14 protein-coding genes are annotated in these 17,460 nt (G+C 47.9%); 8 read left to right on the plus strand and 6 right to left on the minus strand.

The window, feature by feature from the left end; all coding sequences use genetic code 11:
- Window positions 1-158: 158 nt before the first annotated feature.
- The 3 genes from dnaK to S2091_RS00560 form a co-directional block, all read right to left on the minus strand.
- On the minus strand, window positions 159-2,102 hold the full coding sequence (gene dnaK, locus S2091_RS00550; RefSeq protein ID WP_105529829.1) for a molecular chaperone DnaK: 1,944 nt from the start codon (window positions 2,100-2,102) through the stop codon (window positions 159-161).
- A gap of 139 nt (window positions 2,103-2,241) precedes the next feature.
- Window positions 2,242-2,802, minus strand: coding sequence for a nucleotide exchange factor GrpE (gene grpE, locus S2091_RS00555; RefSeq protein ID WP_105529830.1), 561 nt, complete (start codon window positions 2,800-2,802; stop codon window positions 2,242-2,244).
- 316 nt (window positions 2,803-3,118) lie between these two features.
- Complete coding sequence (locus tag S2091_RS00560) at window positions 3,119-4,006, minus strand: LysR family transcriptional regulator (RefSeq protein WP_105529831.1); 888 nt, start codon at window positions 4,004-4,006, stop codon at window positions 3,119-3,121.
- A gap of 139 nt (window positions 4,007-4,145) precedes the next feature.
- Between S2091_RS00560 and S2091_RS00565 the strand changes: the two genes are divergently transcribed.
- From S2091_RS00565 to S2091_RS00575, 3 genes are all read left to right on the plus strand, one after another.
- Window positions 4,146-5,156 carry an NADP-dependent oxidoreductase gene (locus S2091_RS00565; protein ID WP_105529832.1) on the plus strand — a complete coding sequence of 337 codons (1,011 nt, stop codon included), beginning with the start codon at window positions 4,146-4,148 and terminating at the stop codon, window positions 5,154-5,156.
- 342 nt (window positions 5,157-5,498) lie between these two features.
- A complete protein-coding gene (locus tag S2091_RS00570; RefSeq protein WP_105529833.1) occupies window positions 5,499-7,100 on the plus strand; it encodes a mucoidy inhibitor MuiA family protein in 1,602 nt (533 codons plus the stop codon).
- Between the two features lie 98 nt (window positions 7,101-7,198).
- Window positions 7,199-7,930, plus strand: a complete 732-nt coding sequence (locus S2091_RS00575) for a YceI family protein (protein WP_105529834.1) — start codon at window positions 7,199-7,201, stop codon at window positions 7,928-7,930.
- A gap of 71 nt (window positions 7,931-8,001) precedes the next feature.
- On the opposite strand, the gene S2091_RS00580 is transcribed toward S2091_RS00575, so the two are convergent.
- Complete coding sequence (locus S2091_RS00580; protein ID WP_105529835.1) at window positions 8,002-9,318, minus strand: metal-dependent hydrolase family protein; 1,317 nt, start codon at window positions 9,316-9,318, stop codon at window positions 8,002-8,004.
- Window positions 9,319-9,582: 264 nt separating this feature from the next.
- On the opposite strand from S2091_RS00580, the gene S2091_RS00585 reads away from it, so the two are divergent.
- Both S2091_RS00585 and waaC read left to right on the plus strand, forming a co-directional pair.
- Window positions 9,583-10,980, plus strand: coding sequence for a phosphomannomutase/phosphoglucomutase (locus S2091_RS00585; RefSeq protein WP_105529836.1), 1,398 nt, complete (start codon window positions 9,583-9,585; stop codon window positions 10,978-10,980).
- A 15-nt stretch (window positions 10,981-10,995) separates the two neighbouring features.
- Complete coding sequence (gene waaC / locus S2091_RS00590) at window positions 10,996-11,973, plus strand: lipopolysaccharide heptosyltransferase I (protein WP_105529837.1); 978 nt, start codon at window positions 10,996-10,998, stop codon at window positions 11,971-11,973.
- 4 nt (window positions 11,974-11,977) lie between these two features.
- Here the strand turns inward: waaC and S2091_RS00595 are convergent, their stop codons facing one another.
- Window positions 11,978-12,502: a helix-turn-helix transcriptional regulator gene (locus S2091_RS00595; RefSeq protein WP_105529838.1), complete on the minus strand. Its 525-nt coding sequence runs from the start codon at window positions 12,500-12,502 to the stop codon at window positions 11,978-11,980.
- Window positions 12,503-12,505: 3 nt separating this feature from the next.
- Entirely contained in the window at window positions 12,506-12,772 is a 267-nt protein-coding gene (locus S2091_RS00600) for a hypothetical protein (protein WP_105529839.1), read from the minus strand.
- 351 nt (window positions 12,773-13,123) lie between these two features.
- On the opposite strand from S2091_RS00600, the gene S2091_RS00605 reads away from it, so the two are divergent.
- From S2091_RS00605 to S2091_RS00615, 3 genes are read left to right on the plus strand one after another with little or no spacing between them, the layout of a single operon-like run.
- Complete coding sequence (locus tag S2091_RS00605) at window positions 13,124-14,653, plus strand: carbohydrate porin (protein ID WP_105529840.1); 1,530 nt, start codon at window positions 13,124-13,126, stop codon at window positions 14,651-14,653.
- Window positions 14,654-14,671: 18 nt separating this feature from the next.
- Window positions 14,672-15,814, plus strand: a complete 1,143-nt coding sequence (locus tag S2091_RS00610; protein WP_105529841.1) for an NHL repeat-containing protein — start codon at window positions 14,672-14,674, stop codon at window positions 15,812-15,814.
- A complete protein-coding gene (locus S2091_RS00615) occupies window positions 15,811-17,100 on the plus strand; it encodes a Dyp-type peroxidase (protein ID WP_105529842.1) in 1,290 nt (429 codons plus the stop codon). The genes S2091_RS00610 and S2091_RS00615 overlap by 4 nt, the downstream gene beginning before the upstream one ends.
- The last annotated feature ends 360 nt before the right edge of the window (window positions 17,101-17,460 follow it).

Genomic DNA, 17,460 nt, shown 5'->3' on the forward strand with positions numbered 1-17,460 from the left:
CTTAATGAATTCGGACTAATTTACCACCGCTATCAACACTAGCAGCGTTTCAAGTAAAGCCCTGAATTTTATACGAAAAAGCCGAGCAGGTTAGTCGTCAACAACGACACTCCTATCTCGGCGAGTTTTAGCGAGTGGTGACACTCGCCAAACTAATATTACTTATCTTTTACTTCTTTAAACTCAGCATCCATCACATCATCTTCATGATGTTTGGCTTCTGATGCACCCGCTGCGCCGGCACCGGCATCACCAGCAGCGCCAGCCGCTTGCGATGCTTGCATATCCGCATACATTTTTTCGCCGAGTTTTTGAGAAGCAGTCGACAACGCAGCAATTTTTGCGTCGATAGAAACTTTATCACCGCTCTTCAACGAATCTTCCAACTCTTTAATTGATGCATCGATTTTCTCTTTTTCACCGGCTTCCAATTTATCGCCATGTTCAGTCAACGCCTTGCGAGTTGAGTGTACTAAAGCGTCACCTTGGTTACGTGACTCGGCCAATTCCTTGACCTTTTTATCTTCTTCCGCATTCAACTCAGCGTCTTTCACCATTTTTTGAATTTCTTCTTCAGTCAAACCGGAGTTTGCCTTAATGGTGATTTTGTTTTCTTTACCAGTTGCTTTGTCTTTCGCGCCTACGTGCAAAATACCGTTTGCATCGATGTCAAAAGTCACTTCAATTTGCGGTGTACCACGTGCTGATGGTGGGATACCTTCCAGATTGAATTCGCCCAAACCTTTGTTACCAGCAGCGATCTCACGTTCACCTTGGAACACTTTGATGGTTACCGCAGGTTGATTGTCATCCGCAGTTGAAAACACTTGGCTGAACTTGGTTGGAATTGTGGTGTTCTTTTGAATCATTTTGGTCATCACGCCGCCTAGGGTTTCAATACCCAATGACAATGGCGTTACGTCCAACAACAACAGATCTTTACGGTCGCCCGACAATACGGAACCTTGAATTGCAGCACCGGCTGCAACTGCTTCATCCGGATTCACGTCTTTACGTGGTTCTTTGCCGAAGAAATCTTTAACGATTTCTTGTACTTTAGGCATACGTGTCATACCGCCGACCAAAATGATGTCGTCGATGTCAGTCGTTTTAACGCCAGCGTCACGAATCGCGATACGGCAAGGTTCGATAGTTTTGCTGATCAGTTCTTCAACCAATGATTCCAACTTAGCGCGAGTCATTTTCAAATTCAAATGTACTGGTGCGCCATTGGCCATTGCAATATACGGCTCGTTAATTTCTGTTTGCTGGGTGCTCGACAATTCAATCTTGGCGCGTTCTGCAGATGCTTTAATACGTTGCAGAGCGATGGCGTCTTTTGACAGATCCAGGCCGTTAATTTTTTTGAATTCTTCGATGATGTAATCAATAATGCGTTGATCAAAATCTTCACCGCCCAGGAATGTATCGCCGTTAGTGGACAATACTTCAAATTGCATTTCGCCATCTACGTCAGCGATTTCAATGATGGACACGTCGAAAGTACCGCCGCCCAAATCGTACACAGCGATTTTACGATCACCGCGTTCAGCTTTATCCAAACCAAATGCCAATGCAGCTGCAGTTGGTTCATTGATGATACGTTTTACTTCCAAGCCAGCGATACGGCCAGCGTCTTTAGTTGCCTGACGTTGTGCATCGTTAAAGTAAGCTGGAACAGTAATAACCGCTTCAGTTACTTCTTCACCGAGGTAATCTTCGGCAGTTTTTTTCATTTTGCGCAACACTTCAGCAGAAATTTGCGGAGGTGCCATTTTTTTGTCACGAACGCTAACCCATGCATCGCCGTTTTCAGCTTTAACGATAGCGTATGGCATTAAGCCGATGTCTTTTTGCACTTCTTTTTCATCGTACTTACGACCGATTAAACGCTTAACTGCGTATAACGTATTTTTTGGATTGGTTACTGCCTGGCGTTTGGCTGATGCGCCAACCAGGATTTCGCCGTCTTCTTGATAAGCAATGATAGACGGCGTAGTACGCGCGCCTTCTGCGTTTTCGATTACTTTTGGAATGCCGTTTTCAACAACGGACACACATGAATTGGTTGTTCCCAAATCAATACCGATAATTCTACCCATGATAATTTCCTTTTATTTTCTGTAATTTGTAAATCAATATTCTTGAATGAATGCTATATATGGCGAAAAAAGCTGTTTTCAAGCGTTTTTAAGACTTTTTTCGCTTTTTTTCACACTTTATTGAACTTTTTATACTGTGCTATTTAGCTTGTGCTACCGTCACCAGCGCCGGACGCAATAAGCGGTCTGCAATGGTGTAACCTTTTTGCAATACTTCAACTACTGTATTCGCGTCTTGCTCAGAAGGAACCATCGAAACGGCTTGATGCTTAGCCGGATCCAATTTTTCACCCGGAACTGGGTTAATTTCTAACAAACGATTTTTTTCAAAGGCATTTGCCAATTGACGCAAGGTCACTTCAGTACCTTCTCTTAACGCTTCAACTGAAACAGTTTCAATCTTGAGCGCCATTTCCAAACTGTCTTTGACCGGGATCAAGGATTCAGCAAAACTTTCCACGGCAAATTTATGTGCTTTGCTGATGTCATCCTGCGCACGGCGACGGATATTTTCACCATCGGCTTTGGCGCGTAAGAAAGCATCTTGCAATTCAGCCAATTTAGCTTCAGTTTGCAGTAACTTTTCTTCAAAATCGGAATCAACTGCCACCATTACTGGCTCTGCATCGCCTTGCACTGGATTAACTGTTTCATTTTGCTTAGCTTCTTGTTGCGTATCTTGTTTCACTTGGTCTTGCATTCCTTACCTCCAAAAATAAATCATATTCAAAATAATGTTACGGAAGTGGGGTTATCCATTGGCATTTCAAGGGCAAAATGGCTTTTTTGGTGATTTATTGCCTAAAAACTTCGAGTTTTGAGCTGTAAACGGTGTTTTTTCGCCTATTTTCACAATTCAAAACTTAAAATAAACAGCAACAATAGCGATAACACCACGTCCATGTATTTATGAGCAACAAACTTTGTTCAAATGCATTAACGTGCTTGTTTTCAGAAAATCCTTCCAATTTTACCCTTCTACCCTACCCGACCCGATAACTATTTACGGTTGCCAATCAAGCACTCATCCGCTCTTGCATAAAGCCGACGAAGGCTGACGTTTTCAGCGCCAGCCAATCACGTGCCGGATATACGGCGTAAATCGGTGCGCCCGCTGGTAACGGCCAATTTTCCAGTACTTCAACCAATTCACCATTTGCTAACTCCTCTGCCACGATTTTGCGCGGGATCAACAAAATACCGGCACCGCAACAGGCCGCTGTCACCAGCGCGCCACCATCGTTTATTTGAATCGCGCCGCCCACTTTTACCTTAAATGGTTCCGGCTGACCGGAAAACGTCCATTCATCATAGACGCGACCTTCGTTGGCATACACCAGGCAAGCATGTTCAGTAAGTTGCGCGGGAGTTTGGGGCGTGCCCGACTGCGCTAAATAGGCTGGTGAGGCAACCAGCATGCGCGGATTCTCAGCTAGTTTGCGCGCTACCAATGTGGAATCAGGCAAATGCGATACACGGATTGCCACATCAATCTGCTCCTTAATCAAATCCACAAGATGGTCTTCCAGCTGAAGCGCCACTTTCACCTGCGGATACAAGCGAGTAAATTCGGCAATAAGCGGCACCACTTGGCGGCGACCGGCCATAGAGCAAGAAACGCGCAGCAAGCCGCGCACCTGTTGCTGAAATTGGTCAGTAATTAAATCTATATTATTTAAGGAGTGTTCAATTTTTCTGGCTTCGGCCAGCACCATTTCGCCTATTTCGGTTAAGGCCAGACGCCGGGTTGAGCGCTGGATCAGCCGCGCGCCCAGATCGTCTTCCAGCTTGGCAAGCTGGCGCGAAACCACCGATTTACCGCAGCCCAGCAGCGTAGCCGCACCGCTTATGCTGCCAGCCTGAACTATGCTGACGAAGATCGCCAAATGTTGTGGGTTAATCATGCATGCTTTCTTCTTTAAGAGATTACAACAGGCTATTGTCCTGATTTAGTCAACAATGTAATGCCAGATTGGTGACTTATCAAGCAATCTCTTCGCTCCTATACTTCGTTTTGTCCTAACCACTTATTGGAGTATCCAAATGAACCAAAATCATCAATTCAAACTCACCAGCCGCCCTGTTGGCGCCGTTAAACGTAGCGACTTTAGCTATACGCAAGAACCGGTGCGTGATCCGGCTGACGGCGAAGTGGTGATTAAGAATTTGTATATTTCTCTCGACCCAGCCATGCGCGGCTGGATGAATGAGAGCAAAAATTCATATATACCGCCGGTAGCAATCGGCGAAGTCATGCGTGCCTTGGCAGTGGGCCGCGTGGTTGCTTCAAAAAATCCCCAGTTCACCGTTGGCGACCATGTCGGCGGAATGTTAGGAATGCAAGAATATGCTTACTCCAACGGTCAGGGTTTAAATAAGGTTGATCCACGCATGGCGCCGTTGCCGGTGTTTTTGGGTACTCTGGGAATGCCGGGGCTCACCGCCTACTTTGGTTTGCTAGACGTTGGTAAGCCTAAAGAAGGTGAAACCGTTGTTGTGTCCGGTGCAGCTGGCGCTGTGGGTGCAGTTGTTGGTCAGATCGCTAAAATCAAAGGCTGCCGGGTAATTGGGATTGCTGGTGGCGCAGAAAAATGCCGTTATCTGGTGGAAGAGTTGGGCTTTGATGCAGCCATTGATTATAAGAAGGAAGACGTCAAGGCTGCTCTGCACCAGCATTGCCCACAAGGGATAGACGTGTATTTTGATAACGTCGGCGGTGAAATTTTGGATGCGGTGTTAACGCGTTTGGCACGCAATGCGCGTATCGTGATTTGTGGTGCGATTTCGCAGTACAACAACACTACGGCAGTTCAAGGCCCGGCCAATTATTTGTCGCTCATCGTTGCTCGCGCTAGTATGCAAGGCATTATGGTCGCCGATTATTATCCACGTGCGATGGAAGCACTCAGCGCAATGGGTGGCTGGTTAGCTAGCGGAAAACTGAAATCACGGGAAGATATTGTGGATGGTCTGGAGACATTTCCTGATACGTTCCTGAAATTATTTTCGGGTGAAAATAATGGCAAGCTGGTGTTGAAGGTTGCTGAAGCTTAAGGTTTAATTTTGTTCGCGAAAAACGGGAAAGATGTCGATTAATAGTTTCGCAGTTTCGTTTTTCGCGGCATGAAGGCATTCTTTTTTCACTCGGCCTCCCGCTATTTCGCCCTGCTTTTTGACGTTATTTTAATTTCCATCTCCTTGCCGCAACATCGCGACTCGCACACCAACACAGTAAATCTCTTTATTGTTAGCCTTCCTTTCCAATCTCAAACCATGTTTTCTCGGAACAAAAAGATTGACGATATACCATCCACTATGATCCACTTCAATATTCTATCTGTAAGCCAACATTTCCCAACATAAGTTCCCAACCATTGCCAACACAAAGGTTTTCACATGCGCATAAAATTGTTGCTTAGCTGCTCGCTGTTAGCCAGCACCAGCCATTACGCTCTGGCCGATATGACGGCCCCGATTACTGACGTTATCTTGTTTCCCGGCAGTGCCACCATCGTGCGCACGGTTGCCGTTACTGCTGGCAATACACAAGTAGTCATTCCGGGATTACCAGCCCGCTTTGATGCGCAGACACTGCACGCCGAAGCCGCAGCGGGGATACGCATCGGTGAAATCACTACCAAAGATATTGCCAGAACCGAAGCACGCAGCAAGACTGAAGCCGATATGGAAGCGCAGATTCAGGCGCTGGAAGATCAAACCGCTATGCTGGATGCAGATGCAAAATCAGCCGATATCGTTAAAACTTATCTGGAGCGTTTAGGCGGCGACAGCACCGGTGCAGATAAACAATCACGCAGCCCGATTGATGCAAAAACGCTGGCCGGACTGATCGACACTATCGGTCGTGGCGCCAATGATGCACTGTCAAAAATGCAGCGCATCATCGTACAAAAGCGTGAAATTGAGAAAAAAATAGCCGCATTAAAACGTGATCTGGCAAGGCAGCACACCAATGACAATGATGCACGCACAGTCAGCATTAACGTTAATGCTGATCGAGCCGGTTTAGTTAAGTTGTCCTACCAGATCAACAACGCCGGATGGAAGCCGGCCTACCGCGCCAGCCTCGATTCGGTAGCGTCTAAAGTAGAGCTGGAACGCCTCGCGACCATCTCGCAAAAAACGGGGGAAGACTGGAGCAATATTAAACTGACGCTGTCCACCAACCAGCCTCGCTTGTCACCGGTAGGGCCTGATCCTAAGCCTTGGTTACTGTCTTACTACGCACCAGCACCACCGCCAGTATCATCACCGGCACCAGCCAATTACTCAGCCCAAAAAATAATGGTAACAGGCTCGCGTATTAGCAGAGCAGATATGGAAGAGAACTACGAACCGCCCACATTCGAAACCCAATCCACTTTCAGCACCCAGTTTGAAGTTCCAACTCGCGTGAACCTTCAGTCCGATGGCCGCGAAGTTTCGGTCACCTTAGCCAAGCAAACATTAGCGGTGAAACAGATGTTACGCATTACACCGAGGCTCGACAGAGCCGCGATTGTGATGGCAGTGGCGGAACAACCACAAGGTGTTTGGCCGCAGGGCACGATGCAATTAATTCGCGACGGTAATTATGTCGGCGCGAGTGCTTGGAACCCGCAAGCGAACGAAAATCTCTCACTTTCTTATGGCCGTGACGATCTGGTCAAAGTCGAAGTCAATCCCGTTAAAACCAACTCCGCCAGCACGGGAATTTTTGATAAAAAATCGGAACGTAAATTGGCCGATGTATTCAGCATTACCAACACCCACAAAACCGCGATTGAGATTGAGGTCTTGGAGTCTTCTCCGGTCAGCACCTCGGACGAAATCAAGGTTCAGGCACTGTTTGATCCAAAACCGAGTAATGACGCATGGGAGCAGCGCCGTGGCGTAGTTGCCTGGAAAAAAACCGTGCAGCCCAACGCTACGGCTAAATTCAGTGTCGATTACACGATTGAATATCCTAAAGAAGGATCGGTTGGCGGACTACGCTAATTGGCGCTGACTGTGTCTTTTGTAGGGGCATCCCTTGTGGGTGCCCTCGTTGATCAACCACGGGTACCCACAAGGGGCACCCCTACGCCATCCTACTTATGCACATCAAAAAGCCCGGACTTGTACTGCTGTGCTGCACCTTCGCAATTTTCCTGCTGAGCTGCGCTAATCCACAACACATCAGCAGCACACCTGAAACACCTGTAGCTTCATCCAACATTACCAGTACCTATACCAAACTGACGCAAACCGGCGGCACATTATTCCGCTTAAATCCGGCGGCATCAACGGTGCGCATTTATGCATTTCGCGGCGGTCTGGCCGGAAAACTCGGGCACAACCACGTTCTCTCAGCACCGCAATTTACCGGCTTTTTTTATGCTCCCGCCAGCGGACTGGCGCAGTCTCAATTTGATCTGGAGTTTCGCCTTGATCAGTTGCAACTGGATAATCCAGAACAGCGCGCCGCATTAGGACCCGCCTTTGCATCGGTACTTGATGAGGACGCCATCGCCAGCACGCGCAGCCATATGCTGGGTGACAGCAATTTGCAAGCCGATAAATATCCTTTGCTGCGCATACACTCACTGCAAATTACTGGTGAAGCGCCTAAATTCGCGGCAAAAATCCAAATTGAATTACATGGTCAGTTACGCGAAATGTGGGTGCCACTCTCCGTTCAAGGCTTGCCTGAAAAATTGCTGGTGACTGGAGCGCTAGTGGTGAAGCAAACCGATTTCGGTATCACTCCGTATTCGGCCCTAGGTGGTTTGCTGGCGGTGCAGGATGAACTACTGATTGAATTTCAATTGTGTTCTGCAAACAGATAGCGGCAACCGTTTTTATAACAGGTCGCCGCCCTCGTTACACCCTAAAACAATCTATCAAATTAGCTAAGCGCCTATTTCCCACCAAGGTAAATAACGCCTTCTTTCATGACGAAGAGCGGATGCTGAGTAGTTGAAATATCCGATAACGGATTACCGGCAACCGCAACGATATCGGCATATTTTCCTGCCTGTAGCGTACCAGTCTGGTCAGCGATACCGAGCAAATCAGCACCGTTTGCAGTGCCAGCCATTAATGACTGCGCTGGAGTAAAACTGTTTTTAGTCATTAATACGAATTCCAAAGCATTTTGGCCATGTGGCCCGACCGCTGCATCCGTACCCATTGCAATTGGCACGCCAAGCTTTACTGCATGTTGAAACATTGTTTGCATTTGTGCAGAAGCCACGCGCGCTTTCTCTGCAATCGCCGGTGGGAATTTGTCCAATTTGTTGCCGATCGAATTACCAGCAGACAAAGTCGGCACTAAATACACATGTTTCTTCTTCATTTCGAGCAAGGTATCGTCTTCCAGGAAAGTCCCATGTTCGATCGAATCAACACCAGCGGCAATCGCCATTTTTGCCGCCTTGTCACCGTGGCAGTGAGCAGCCACTTTACGTTTCCAGGCATGTGCTTCAGATACGATGGCGTTCATCTCCTCTTGCGTTAATTCTGGAATATCGACCGGATCAGATAGCGACAGCACCCCGCCTGACGGCATGAATTTGATGACATCCGCACCAAATTTAATCTGGTAACGCACAGCGGCCCGGCATTCATCCGCGCCATTACACACGCCTTGTATTGGGCCAGCAGCGGCAATCCGCTGAGTAGGAACCGGGTCTTGATCAGCATGACCGCCCGTTGAGCCGATGGCATAGTTAGCGACCAGCATGCGAGGCCCCGGTATGATTCCCGCTTTAATCGCGTTTCTCAAGCCAAGCGATATGTAGTCGGTAGACCCAACATCCCGCACCGTTGTGACACCCGCCTCCAGAGTAATCTTGGCATAGTGCGCGCCGTACAAGGCCTGCTCGGCCGGGAAACGCATCATGCCGTTGAACCAATCCCCATACCAGTTATCGCTCATTTCACCAGAAAAATGAACATGCGCATCGATAAAACCGGGCAACAACGTGGCGTCGCCAAGATCAATCACTTGCGCGCCATCGGGCAATTTTGTTGAGCTAGTGCCTACCGTTTGAATTTTATTGCCGGAGATGACAATCACACCGTTATCCACCAATTTGCCGCTAACGGAATCAAACAAATGCGCCGCCTTGAGCACAATAATGTGCGGAGCAGGCGCTTGCTCTGCTGCCAACGTAGTGTGAGATAACACGATGCTCATTGCACCAGTCAGCAGGTAGGATATTGATAGCTTCATTGTTCACGTCCTTTTTTAGTTCGGATGGGATACAGCACTGAAAAATCGATTTTATGTTCTATTCTTGCAATTAAGCAATGCTGATATGTTCAACAAAACGACAAAACAACAATAAATCAAGCTCAAAACGAGTCCGCAAAAAATCTGAGCCTTCATCAGCTCTCATCCGCAATTCCCCTCATTTACACACTGCGCACTATCCTAAGTAACCATACAGAGCTAAACTACGGGCTATTTTATTGATCATTATTCCAAATAAACAACATGACAACTTCCACGCCCATCTCTAAATCCATTTTTAAAGCCTACGACATCCGTGGCATTGTTGGCAAAACGCTGGATACCAATGTCGCATACCAACTAGGGCAAGCATTCGGTAGTGCCGTTTTAGCTAAAAATGAACGAACAGTTGTAATTGGACGCGACGGCCGTTTGTCTGGACCAGAATTAAGCGCAGCGTTAGCACAAGGCTTGCAGGCAGCGGGCGTGGATGTCATCGACTTGGGCGTAGTCGCCACACCAATGGTGTATTTTGGTACGCATATTTTAGATGCGCAATCTGGCATTATGGTTACGGGCAGCCACAACCCACCGGACTACAATGGCTTCAAAATGGTATTGGCTGGCGAAGCAATTTACGGTGACACGATTCAAGCGCTTTACCACACCATCGTCGCGCAAGATTTTGCTAACGGTGCGGGACAATACCAGCAGCACAACATCCGCGCCGCCTATCTGGAACGCATCATTTCCGACATCAAATTAGCTCGCCCGATGAAGATTGCTGTTGACTGTGGCAATGGCGTAGCTGGCGCATTTGCCGGTGATTTATATCGCGGTCTGAACTGTCAGGTTGATGAATTATTTTGCGAAGTTGATGGTAACTTCCCGAATCATCATCCAGACCCGGCCCACCCTGAAAATCTGCAAGATTTAATTGCCCACGTTAAAAACAGCGATGCAGAACTTGGTCTGGCCTTTGACGGCGATGGCGACCGTTTAGGCGTGGTGACGAAAGACGGCAGCATTATTTACCCTGACCGACAACTCATGCTGTTCGCGGAAGATGTATTAACCCGCAACCCCGGCGCACAAATTTTGTACGACGTTAAATGCACCCGCCACATTGCGGCTTGGCTCAAAGCACGCGGCGGTAGCCCATTGATGTGGAAAACCGGACATTCCCTGGTTAAAGCAAAAATGCGCGAAACCGGCGCGCCGTTAGGCGGCGAAATGAGCGGCCATATTTTCTTTAAAGACCGCTGGTATGGTTTTGATGACGGCTTGTATGCAGGTGCACGTTTGCTGGAATTATTGTCCCGCGTAGAAGATCCTTCCGCAGTCTTAAACTCCCTGCCACAATCCAGCTCGACACCAGAATTGCAACTGACATTAAACGAAGGTGAAAATTTCACCCTGATCGCTCAAATGCAGGCAGCAGAACAAGTACAAGCCCACTTTGCCGACGCGGAACAAATTATTAGCATTGATGGCTTACGCGTGGAATATGCCGACGGCTTTGGCCTGGCGCGTTCGTCCAACACTACGCCTGTAATTGTGATGCGTTTTGAAGCGGAAACGGCTGCAGCATTAGCGCTAATACAGGCTGCCTTTAAACGCGCTATTTTGGCAGTTAAACCTGATGCAAAATTGCCGTTTTAAGAAAACCCACACCACATGAAAGTTTTACTGATTCGGGTTTCTTCAATGGGCGATGTCTTACACAATATGCCGATTGTGGCTGACATCTTGCGGAATTTTCCACACGCTCAAATTGATTGGGTGGTGGAAGAAAATTTTGTAGAGCTAGTTAGGCTCAACCCTAACGTACACAAGATTATTCCATTTGCGTTAAGACGCTGGCGCAAAGGCTTGCTGTCCGCATCAGTACGCGCTGAAATGTCGGCATTCAAAAAAACGCTACGGTTAGAAACTTACGACGTCATTCTAGATACCCAAGGTCTGTTGAAAACCGGCGTGATTATGGGCCTGGCGCAAGGTGGCGCCAAAGTCGGCTTGGCAAATGGCACGGAAGGTTCTGGCTATGAAGCTGCATCGCGTATTTTTCATACACTAAGTGTCCCAGTAGGCATACATACCCACGCGGTTTTACGAGGCCGGATAGTGGCGGCGCATGCCTTGGGCTACATGGACAAAATTGAAAATGTAGCGCCTGATTTTGGTTTGTTGGCTCCGAATCCTGACTTGCAACCTGACTGGCTGCCGCAAAACGACTATGCGGTATTTTTTCATGGCACGGCAGGAGCCGCAAAAAAATGGCCAGCACATGACTGGATCACGCTGGGCAAACATCTCAATGCGCGTAATTACCCGATTCTGCTGGCATGGGGAAATCGCACTGAGCAACTCGAAGCAGAACAACTCGCATCGCATATTCCTAATGCGCAAGTGCTACCCAAACTAAGCATGATGGAAGCGATAATTTTAGCCCAGCGCGCCGCTATCGTAATTGGCGTGGATACAGGCTTAACCCACATTGCCGCCGCTTATTGCCGCCCGACCGTTGAAATTTACTCGGCATCCCCTCGCTGGAAAACCGAAGGAAATTGGTCGGACAAGATTATTAATTTGGGTGATAAAGGTGCGCCGCCTGGCGTGGCTGACGTGATTGCAGCAGTGGATAGCCTGATTTAATCTGTTATGCGATCAGTTCGCGTAAATTTTTACCCAAATCAGCAGAAAGCAATTGCGCTTCCTTAGCAATATTCACTTGCATTGCCATCCGCGACACGTCAAAAACATTCTGCGCAATCTGGTACGAGCCTCTTGCTTGCAGCCACTGCAGCACCAGCGCCAAGTGCCATATTGAGGCACTACCATCATGCACCGCTGCCGGAAAGGTGGCGGCATTTGTTACCATTAATTTGCGTATATTTTGCCTTGAAACACCGATTACTTCGGCAACATCCGTTATGCCCACAAAGTCCGGCCCGACCTCCAAAAGCTTGGCATCAGGAATGGCTAGTTTCACATCGGCCAGAGCACTCAGAATAGCCGCCTGTGCAGAATTGGCATTACGGGTGAAATCCAACGCAATCCGTCCCGGTATACCAAGGCCTACCAGAGCGTCATCACAACCAGCCGCACCAAGTTTTTCTAAAATAGCGTCTGCATCGGTGTTTGTATCAGGAAGTTTAAATTTGAGAGTGAAATCGTAGTCCATGTATTACTCCTTGAATGAATCATCCCGCGTGTTCTTGCCGGTACAGTTATCTACGACACGTTTAATTTGGCGCGCATGATTGCCGGGATTTTTGGGTGTACTCCATATACTGGAAATACAAAACTCACCGCAGCGGCAATCTTTATCGTTATACGGACAAACCATTTTTCCCCATGCGTGGCTGCCACCAATGCTAATTCTCCACCCATGAATTTCTGCGTACCGCAAAGCATCTTCAACTTCTTTTTTAGCGTGCCTGGTTCTTGACATACTTTCTCCATCGCCGAGTTTAATTGAGCCGAACAAGGTTGTCAATTGACAACCATATCAATCGGAAATTAGTATCATAGGAGTCAGTACATTAAACTTTGTTCAATAACACTCGGGAATTGATTGGCCGCTGTCCGTAATTAAAATACATCACTATCTATTCAAATTTTCCAATTCTATTTAGTGCCCTTCTTCACCAAAACCCCTCCGTTGTTTTACATTCAACCAAGCAATAATTTGATTGACTGGAAACAACTTAATAACGATAATCATTCTCATTCGCATTTTAATTAACGCGGCGTAGCAGCACGGCACAACAAAATAACCGCTATCTTGAGAAACTTAACCACAATGTTTACACGTCCTCACCGCAGCAATTCCTTAATCGCAAATACGCGCTTCAAGCAAACACCGCTAGCACGTTTATTAGCGTGCATTGGCGGCATTGCCAGCCTCGCCGTTTTAGTCACTCCTGAAGCAGCGTATTCCGCACCGCCACCGATTTCAATTGCTGCGGGTCCAAGTGACGGTAGTACGCCGCAATCATCAGGATTTTTTGGCTTTATGGATGGCATCGATCGAAGTAGTAATTTGCTGGGTGACATGTGGGGCTTGCGTACTGATTTAAGTAAATACGGCATGACGTTATCGGTACAGGAAACCAGCGAATCATTGGGCAATGTGACCGGCGGCACGCAAAAAGGATTTAATTACGACGGGCTAACGCAAGCGGTATTGCAATTAAATACCCAGCGCGCTTTTGGCCTGTATGGCGGTTTGTTGAATATCAGTGCCTTGCAAATTCACGGTCAGAATGTCAGTGCAAACAATTTGCAAACCCTGCAGACTGCTTCCGGCATTGAAGCGGATCGCGGCTTCCGGTTGTGGGAGATGTGGTATGACCAAAAGTTTTTAGATGAAGACCGGCTGGATGTAAAAATCGGGCAACAAAGCGTGGATCAGGAATTTATCGTCAGCAGCAACGCGTTGATGTTTGTGAATACCATGTTCGGCTGGCCGATGCTGCCATCGGCAGATATGCCGGGCGGCGGACCAGCGTATCCTTTATCGGCGTTAGGTGCGCGGATTAGCGCTCGTCCGGTGAATGGTTTAACGATACTTGCCGGAGTGTTTAACGGCAGCCCGGTGGGTAACAAACCGGGTGATCCTGAGCAGCAAAATCAACATGGCGTGAATTTTCCGCTTGGTAATGGCACCTTGTCGATGGTCGAGCTGCAATTTGCTTACCCGGCTTTAGGCAGCATGGTGCAAGCCGATGAAACGCCACCGCTCGGTTGGACTTATCGCGTAGGTGCTTGGTATAACAGCGAAATGTTTAACGATCAGCGCTTTGATCAAAACGGTTTATCGCTATCCAATCCAAACAGTAATCAAGTAGCAGCTCAACATCACGGCAATTTTTCCTACTATGCGGTGGCTGATCATTTAATTTGGCGCGATGCGACTGAATTAAACCGCACTGTTGCGCTGTTCGCCCGTGTTATGGCAACGCCGCTAACCGACCGCAATTTAGTTGACGGCAGTTTAAATGCTGGTATTGTGCTGCACTGTCCATTTGCCTACCGCACGGATGACACGCTGGGCTTTGGCGTCGGTTATGCACATGTAAGTAAGCAGGCATCGGCACTTGATCGCGATACAAACTATTACTCAAGCACGAATATGCCGGTGCGTAGCGGTGAAAAATTTGCTGAGCTGACTTATCAATACCAGGTTAAGCCTTGGTTGCAACTGCAACCGGATATTCAGTATGTGGTTAATCCAGGTGGTGGCGTAACTAACCCTGATAATCCGAACAATCCAAGCCAACGCATTAAGAATGAATTAGTACTTGGTCTACGCACCAATATTGCTTTTTAAATTAAAACTTACGAATATATGAAAAACTATTTTTCTTCCATACTGCCAGCGGTGCTGATTCTGGGTTCTGTCATGTTGACAGCCCATGCTGACGAGCCAAAGGGTTTTTTAGAAACGATACACAAACATAAAACTTTAGCGTCCACCACGACCGACAACGGCGACCTCAATCCCTACGCTGTCGTGGTTGCTCCGGTATCTTCTGGTGTGATTGAAAAAGACGATGTATTGGTGGATAACTTCAACAATATCTCGAATCTACAAGGCACTGGCACGACCATCGTTCGCTATCGCCCAAGTACTAAAGAAACCAAGCTGTTTGCCCAAGTACCGCAAAATTTAAAAGATTGTCCGGGCGGTGTAGGTTTAACTACTGCCATGACGATGCTGAAAAGCGGCTGGGTAATAGTTGGTAGCACACCTAGCACCGACGGCACAACCAAAACCAAAGGCGCAGGTTGCGTGCTGGTATTTAACTCCAACGGCCAACATGTAGCGACTTGGGCAGGGCCGACTATTAACGGTCCATGGGGCAATATGGCTACCGTTGATCGCGGCGACAGCGCAGTGTTATTTATCAGCATGGCCGGTTTTGGCTTGCAAGGTCCAGAAGTAGTTGATCCGGTATCGCATTACCCTGTAACGACTCACGAAGCGACTGTATTACGTCTTGAGTTGACTATTCCTGAAGGCAAACCACCGGTACTAGAAAGCCAAACCGTCATCGGCGACGGTTTCGCGCAACGCGCCGACCGCGATAATTTCTTGTTTGGCCCAACCGGATTAGCTTTAGGCCCAGACGATACGCTGTATATCACCAACGGATTGGTCAATGAAATTACCGCCATTCCAGACGCATCAACACGCACGACTAGCGCCAAAACCGGCCGCCTCATCACAAAAGAAGGTTTGCTCGGCTGGCCGCTCGCTATGGTAATGACACCCGCCGGACATTTGTTGGTCTGTAACGGCAAAAACGGTCAGGCAGTTGAAGTGAATCCAATTACTGGCAAACAAATTTATGCGCATTGGCTGGATTCTAATCAAGCGCAATCGCCACCTGGTAATGGCGACTTATTCGGACTGGCATTAACACCGGACGGCAAAGGAATTTACTACGTGGAGGATGATATGAATACCCTGGTTTTAGGTGCACCGTGAACAATTCAGATGATAAAAAGCATAACGCAACGCGGCGCAATTTTTTAACCCGCGCTGTTGTTGCAGCAGCTGCGGCGCCGTTGGCGTCGCAAGCATTTGCCAAGCCGGTAGAGTCCGCAACCTCGGCAACTCCAGCATCAACTTCAACAAGCGAACCGTTCTGGGGCAAGCATCAGGGCGGAATTGCTACGCCTATCCAGCGCAATACCTACTTTATGGCTTTTGATATGCTCACCACAGAGCGTACCGAGTTAATTGCCTTGCTCAAAGCATGGACAGAAGCCGCTGCAGAAATGGCTAGCGCACCAGCAAAAATTGATGCGCATCCAGACTTGGCACAAGCACCTGCCGACTCCGGCGCAACCATCGGCTTACCAAACTCACGCTTAACCATTACCTTCGGTTTTGGCCCTACCCTGTTTGAAAAAGACGGCGTAGATCGCTTCGGCATCGCCAAAAATCGCCCCGCTGCTTTAGCTGATTTACCGCGCTTTAACGGCGACCAATTAATTCCTGAACGCACCGGCGGCGACATCTCAATCCAAGCTTCGGCCGATGATGCGCAAGTCGTTGAATATGCGCTGCGTCGCATGGTCAGTCTGGCGTACGGCATAGCAAAAATACGCTGGGCGCAAAATGGCTTTACCGCCGGTTTTAAAGCAGGCGAAACACCGCGCAATCAAATGGGATTTAAAGACGGCACCATCAATGTCCCAACCAAAGACCCGGCACAAATGCATCAGTTTGTCTGGGCTGGCGACGAAGGCCCTGAATGGATGCGCGACGGCAGTTATATGGTAATACGCCCGATTCGCATCGCCTTAGAACATTGGGATCGTATGAAGTTGGGCTTTCAGGAAGAAACTGTTGGACGCCATAAATATTCCGGCGCACCGATCGGTAAACAGCATGAATTCGACAAGCTTGATTTAGACGCGACCGACAAAGACGGCAACCTGTTAATCGCCGAAAATTCGCACGCAAGATTAGCCGCTCCGGAAAGTAATGATGGCGCGCAAATTCTGCGTCGGGCATTCAACTACGACAACGGCGTAGCGCAAATTGCGGAACGCTGGCCGCCTTGGCATCAGGCTGTGACGTTTGATGCCGGTTTATTGTTCCAGTGTTACCAACGAGACCCAAGAACCGGCTTCACCAAGATGTTTGAAAAGATGGCCAAATTCGATATGCTCAATCAATTTACGACGCATATCGGCAGCGGTTTATTTGCCTGCCCACCGGGTGCAAAACCAGGTGAGTTTATTGGTCAGAAATTGTTTGCGTGATTTAATTCTGCGGGTACGACGATTTCATCGTGCGCCTGTGTTCCTGTAGCAAGCAAGTTAAATTAGCAAAAAACCACCCTCGGGTGGTTTTTTGCGTTTTGGGATGCAGTTCATTGGCACGACAATAAGGTTGCCCATGACGTTAAATGCCGAGGTAAATGCGATTATCAATTTGAAGGTAGTTTTTTTAATTCGCGTCGATAATTGGTTGTTTTTTCACGTAGTTTATAGGCAGTAAAGTTGCTATTTTTTAACTTTTAAATTACTGTCTTTTCCATTGGCGATGACGACGGTGCGTAGGTAAAGCGAGCGATTTCGTACTCAATACAATGAAATTAACCTAAGTTGTGGTTTTAAAAC

Origin of the sequence: Solimicrobium silvestre, from assembly GCF_002976435.1 — a bacterium.
GTDB classification, from domain to species: Bacteria; Pseudomonadota; Gammaproteobacteria; order Burkholderiales; family Burkholderiaceae_D; genus Solimicrobium; species Solimicrobium silvestre.

Excerpts from the sequence above, each read along its gene's own strand:
- dnaK (WP_105529829.1), bottom strand. The coding sequence starts at position 2,102 with ATGGGTAGAATTATCGGTATTGATTTGGGAACAACCAATTCATGTGTG.
- grpE (WP_105529830.1), bottom strand. The coding sequence starts at position 2,802 with ATGCAAGACCAAGTGAAACAAGATACGCAACAAGAAGCTAAGCAAAAT.
- S2091_RS00560 (WP_105529831.1), bottom strand. The coding sequence starts at position 4,006 with ATGATTAACCCACAACATTTGGCGATCTTCGTCAGCATAGTTCAGGCT.
- S2091_RS00565 (WP_105529832.1), top strand. The coding sequence starts at position 4,146 with ATGAACCAAAATCATCAATTCAAACTCACCAGCCGCCCTGTTGGCGCC.
- S2091_RS00570 (WP_105529833.1), top strand. The coding sequence starts at position 5,499 with ATGCGCATAAAATTGTTGCTTAGCTGCTCGCTGTTAGCCAGCACCAGC.
- S2091_RS00575 (WP_105529834.1), top strand. The coding sequence starts at position 7,199 with ATGCACATCAAAAAGCCCGGACTTGTACTGCTGTGCTGCACCTTCGCA.
- S2091_RS00580 (WP_105529835.1), bottom strand. The coding sequence starts at position 9,318 with ATGAAGCTATCAATATCCTACCTGCTGACTGGTGCAATGAGCATCGTG.
- S2091_RS00585 (WP_105529836.1), top strand. The coding sequence starts at position 9,583 with ATGACAACTTCCACGCCCATCTCTAAATCCATTTTTAAAGCCTACGAC.
- waaC (WP_105529837.1), top strand. The coding sequence starts at position 10,996 with ATGAAAGTTTTACTGATTCGGGTTTCTTCAATGGGCGATGTCTTACAC.
- S2091_RS00595 (WP_105529838.1), bottom strand. The coding sequence starts at position 12,502 with ATGGACTACGATTTCACTCTCAAATTTAAACTTCCTGATACAAACACC.
- S2091_RS00600 (WP_105529839.1), bottom strand. The coding sequence starts at position 12,772 with ATGTCAAGAACCAGGCACGCTAAAAAAGAAGTTGAAGATGCTTTGCGG.
- S2091_RS00605 (WP_105529840.1), top strand. The coding sequence starts at position 13,124 with ATGTTTACACGTCCTCACCGCAGCAATTCCTTAATCGCAAATACGCGC.
- S2091_RS00610 (WP_105529841.1), top strand. The coding sequence starts at position 14,672 with ATGAAAAACTATTTTTCTTCCATACTGCCAGCGGTGCTGATTCTGGGT.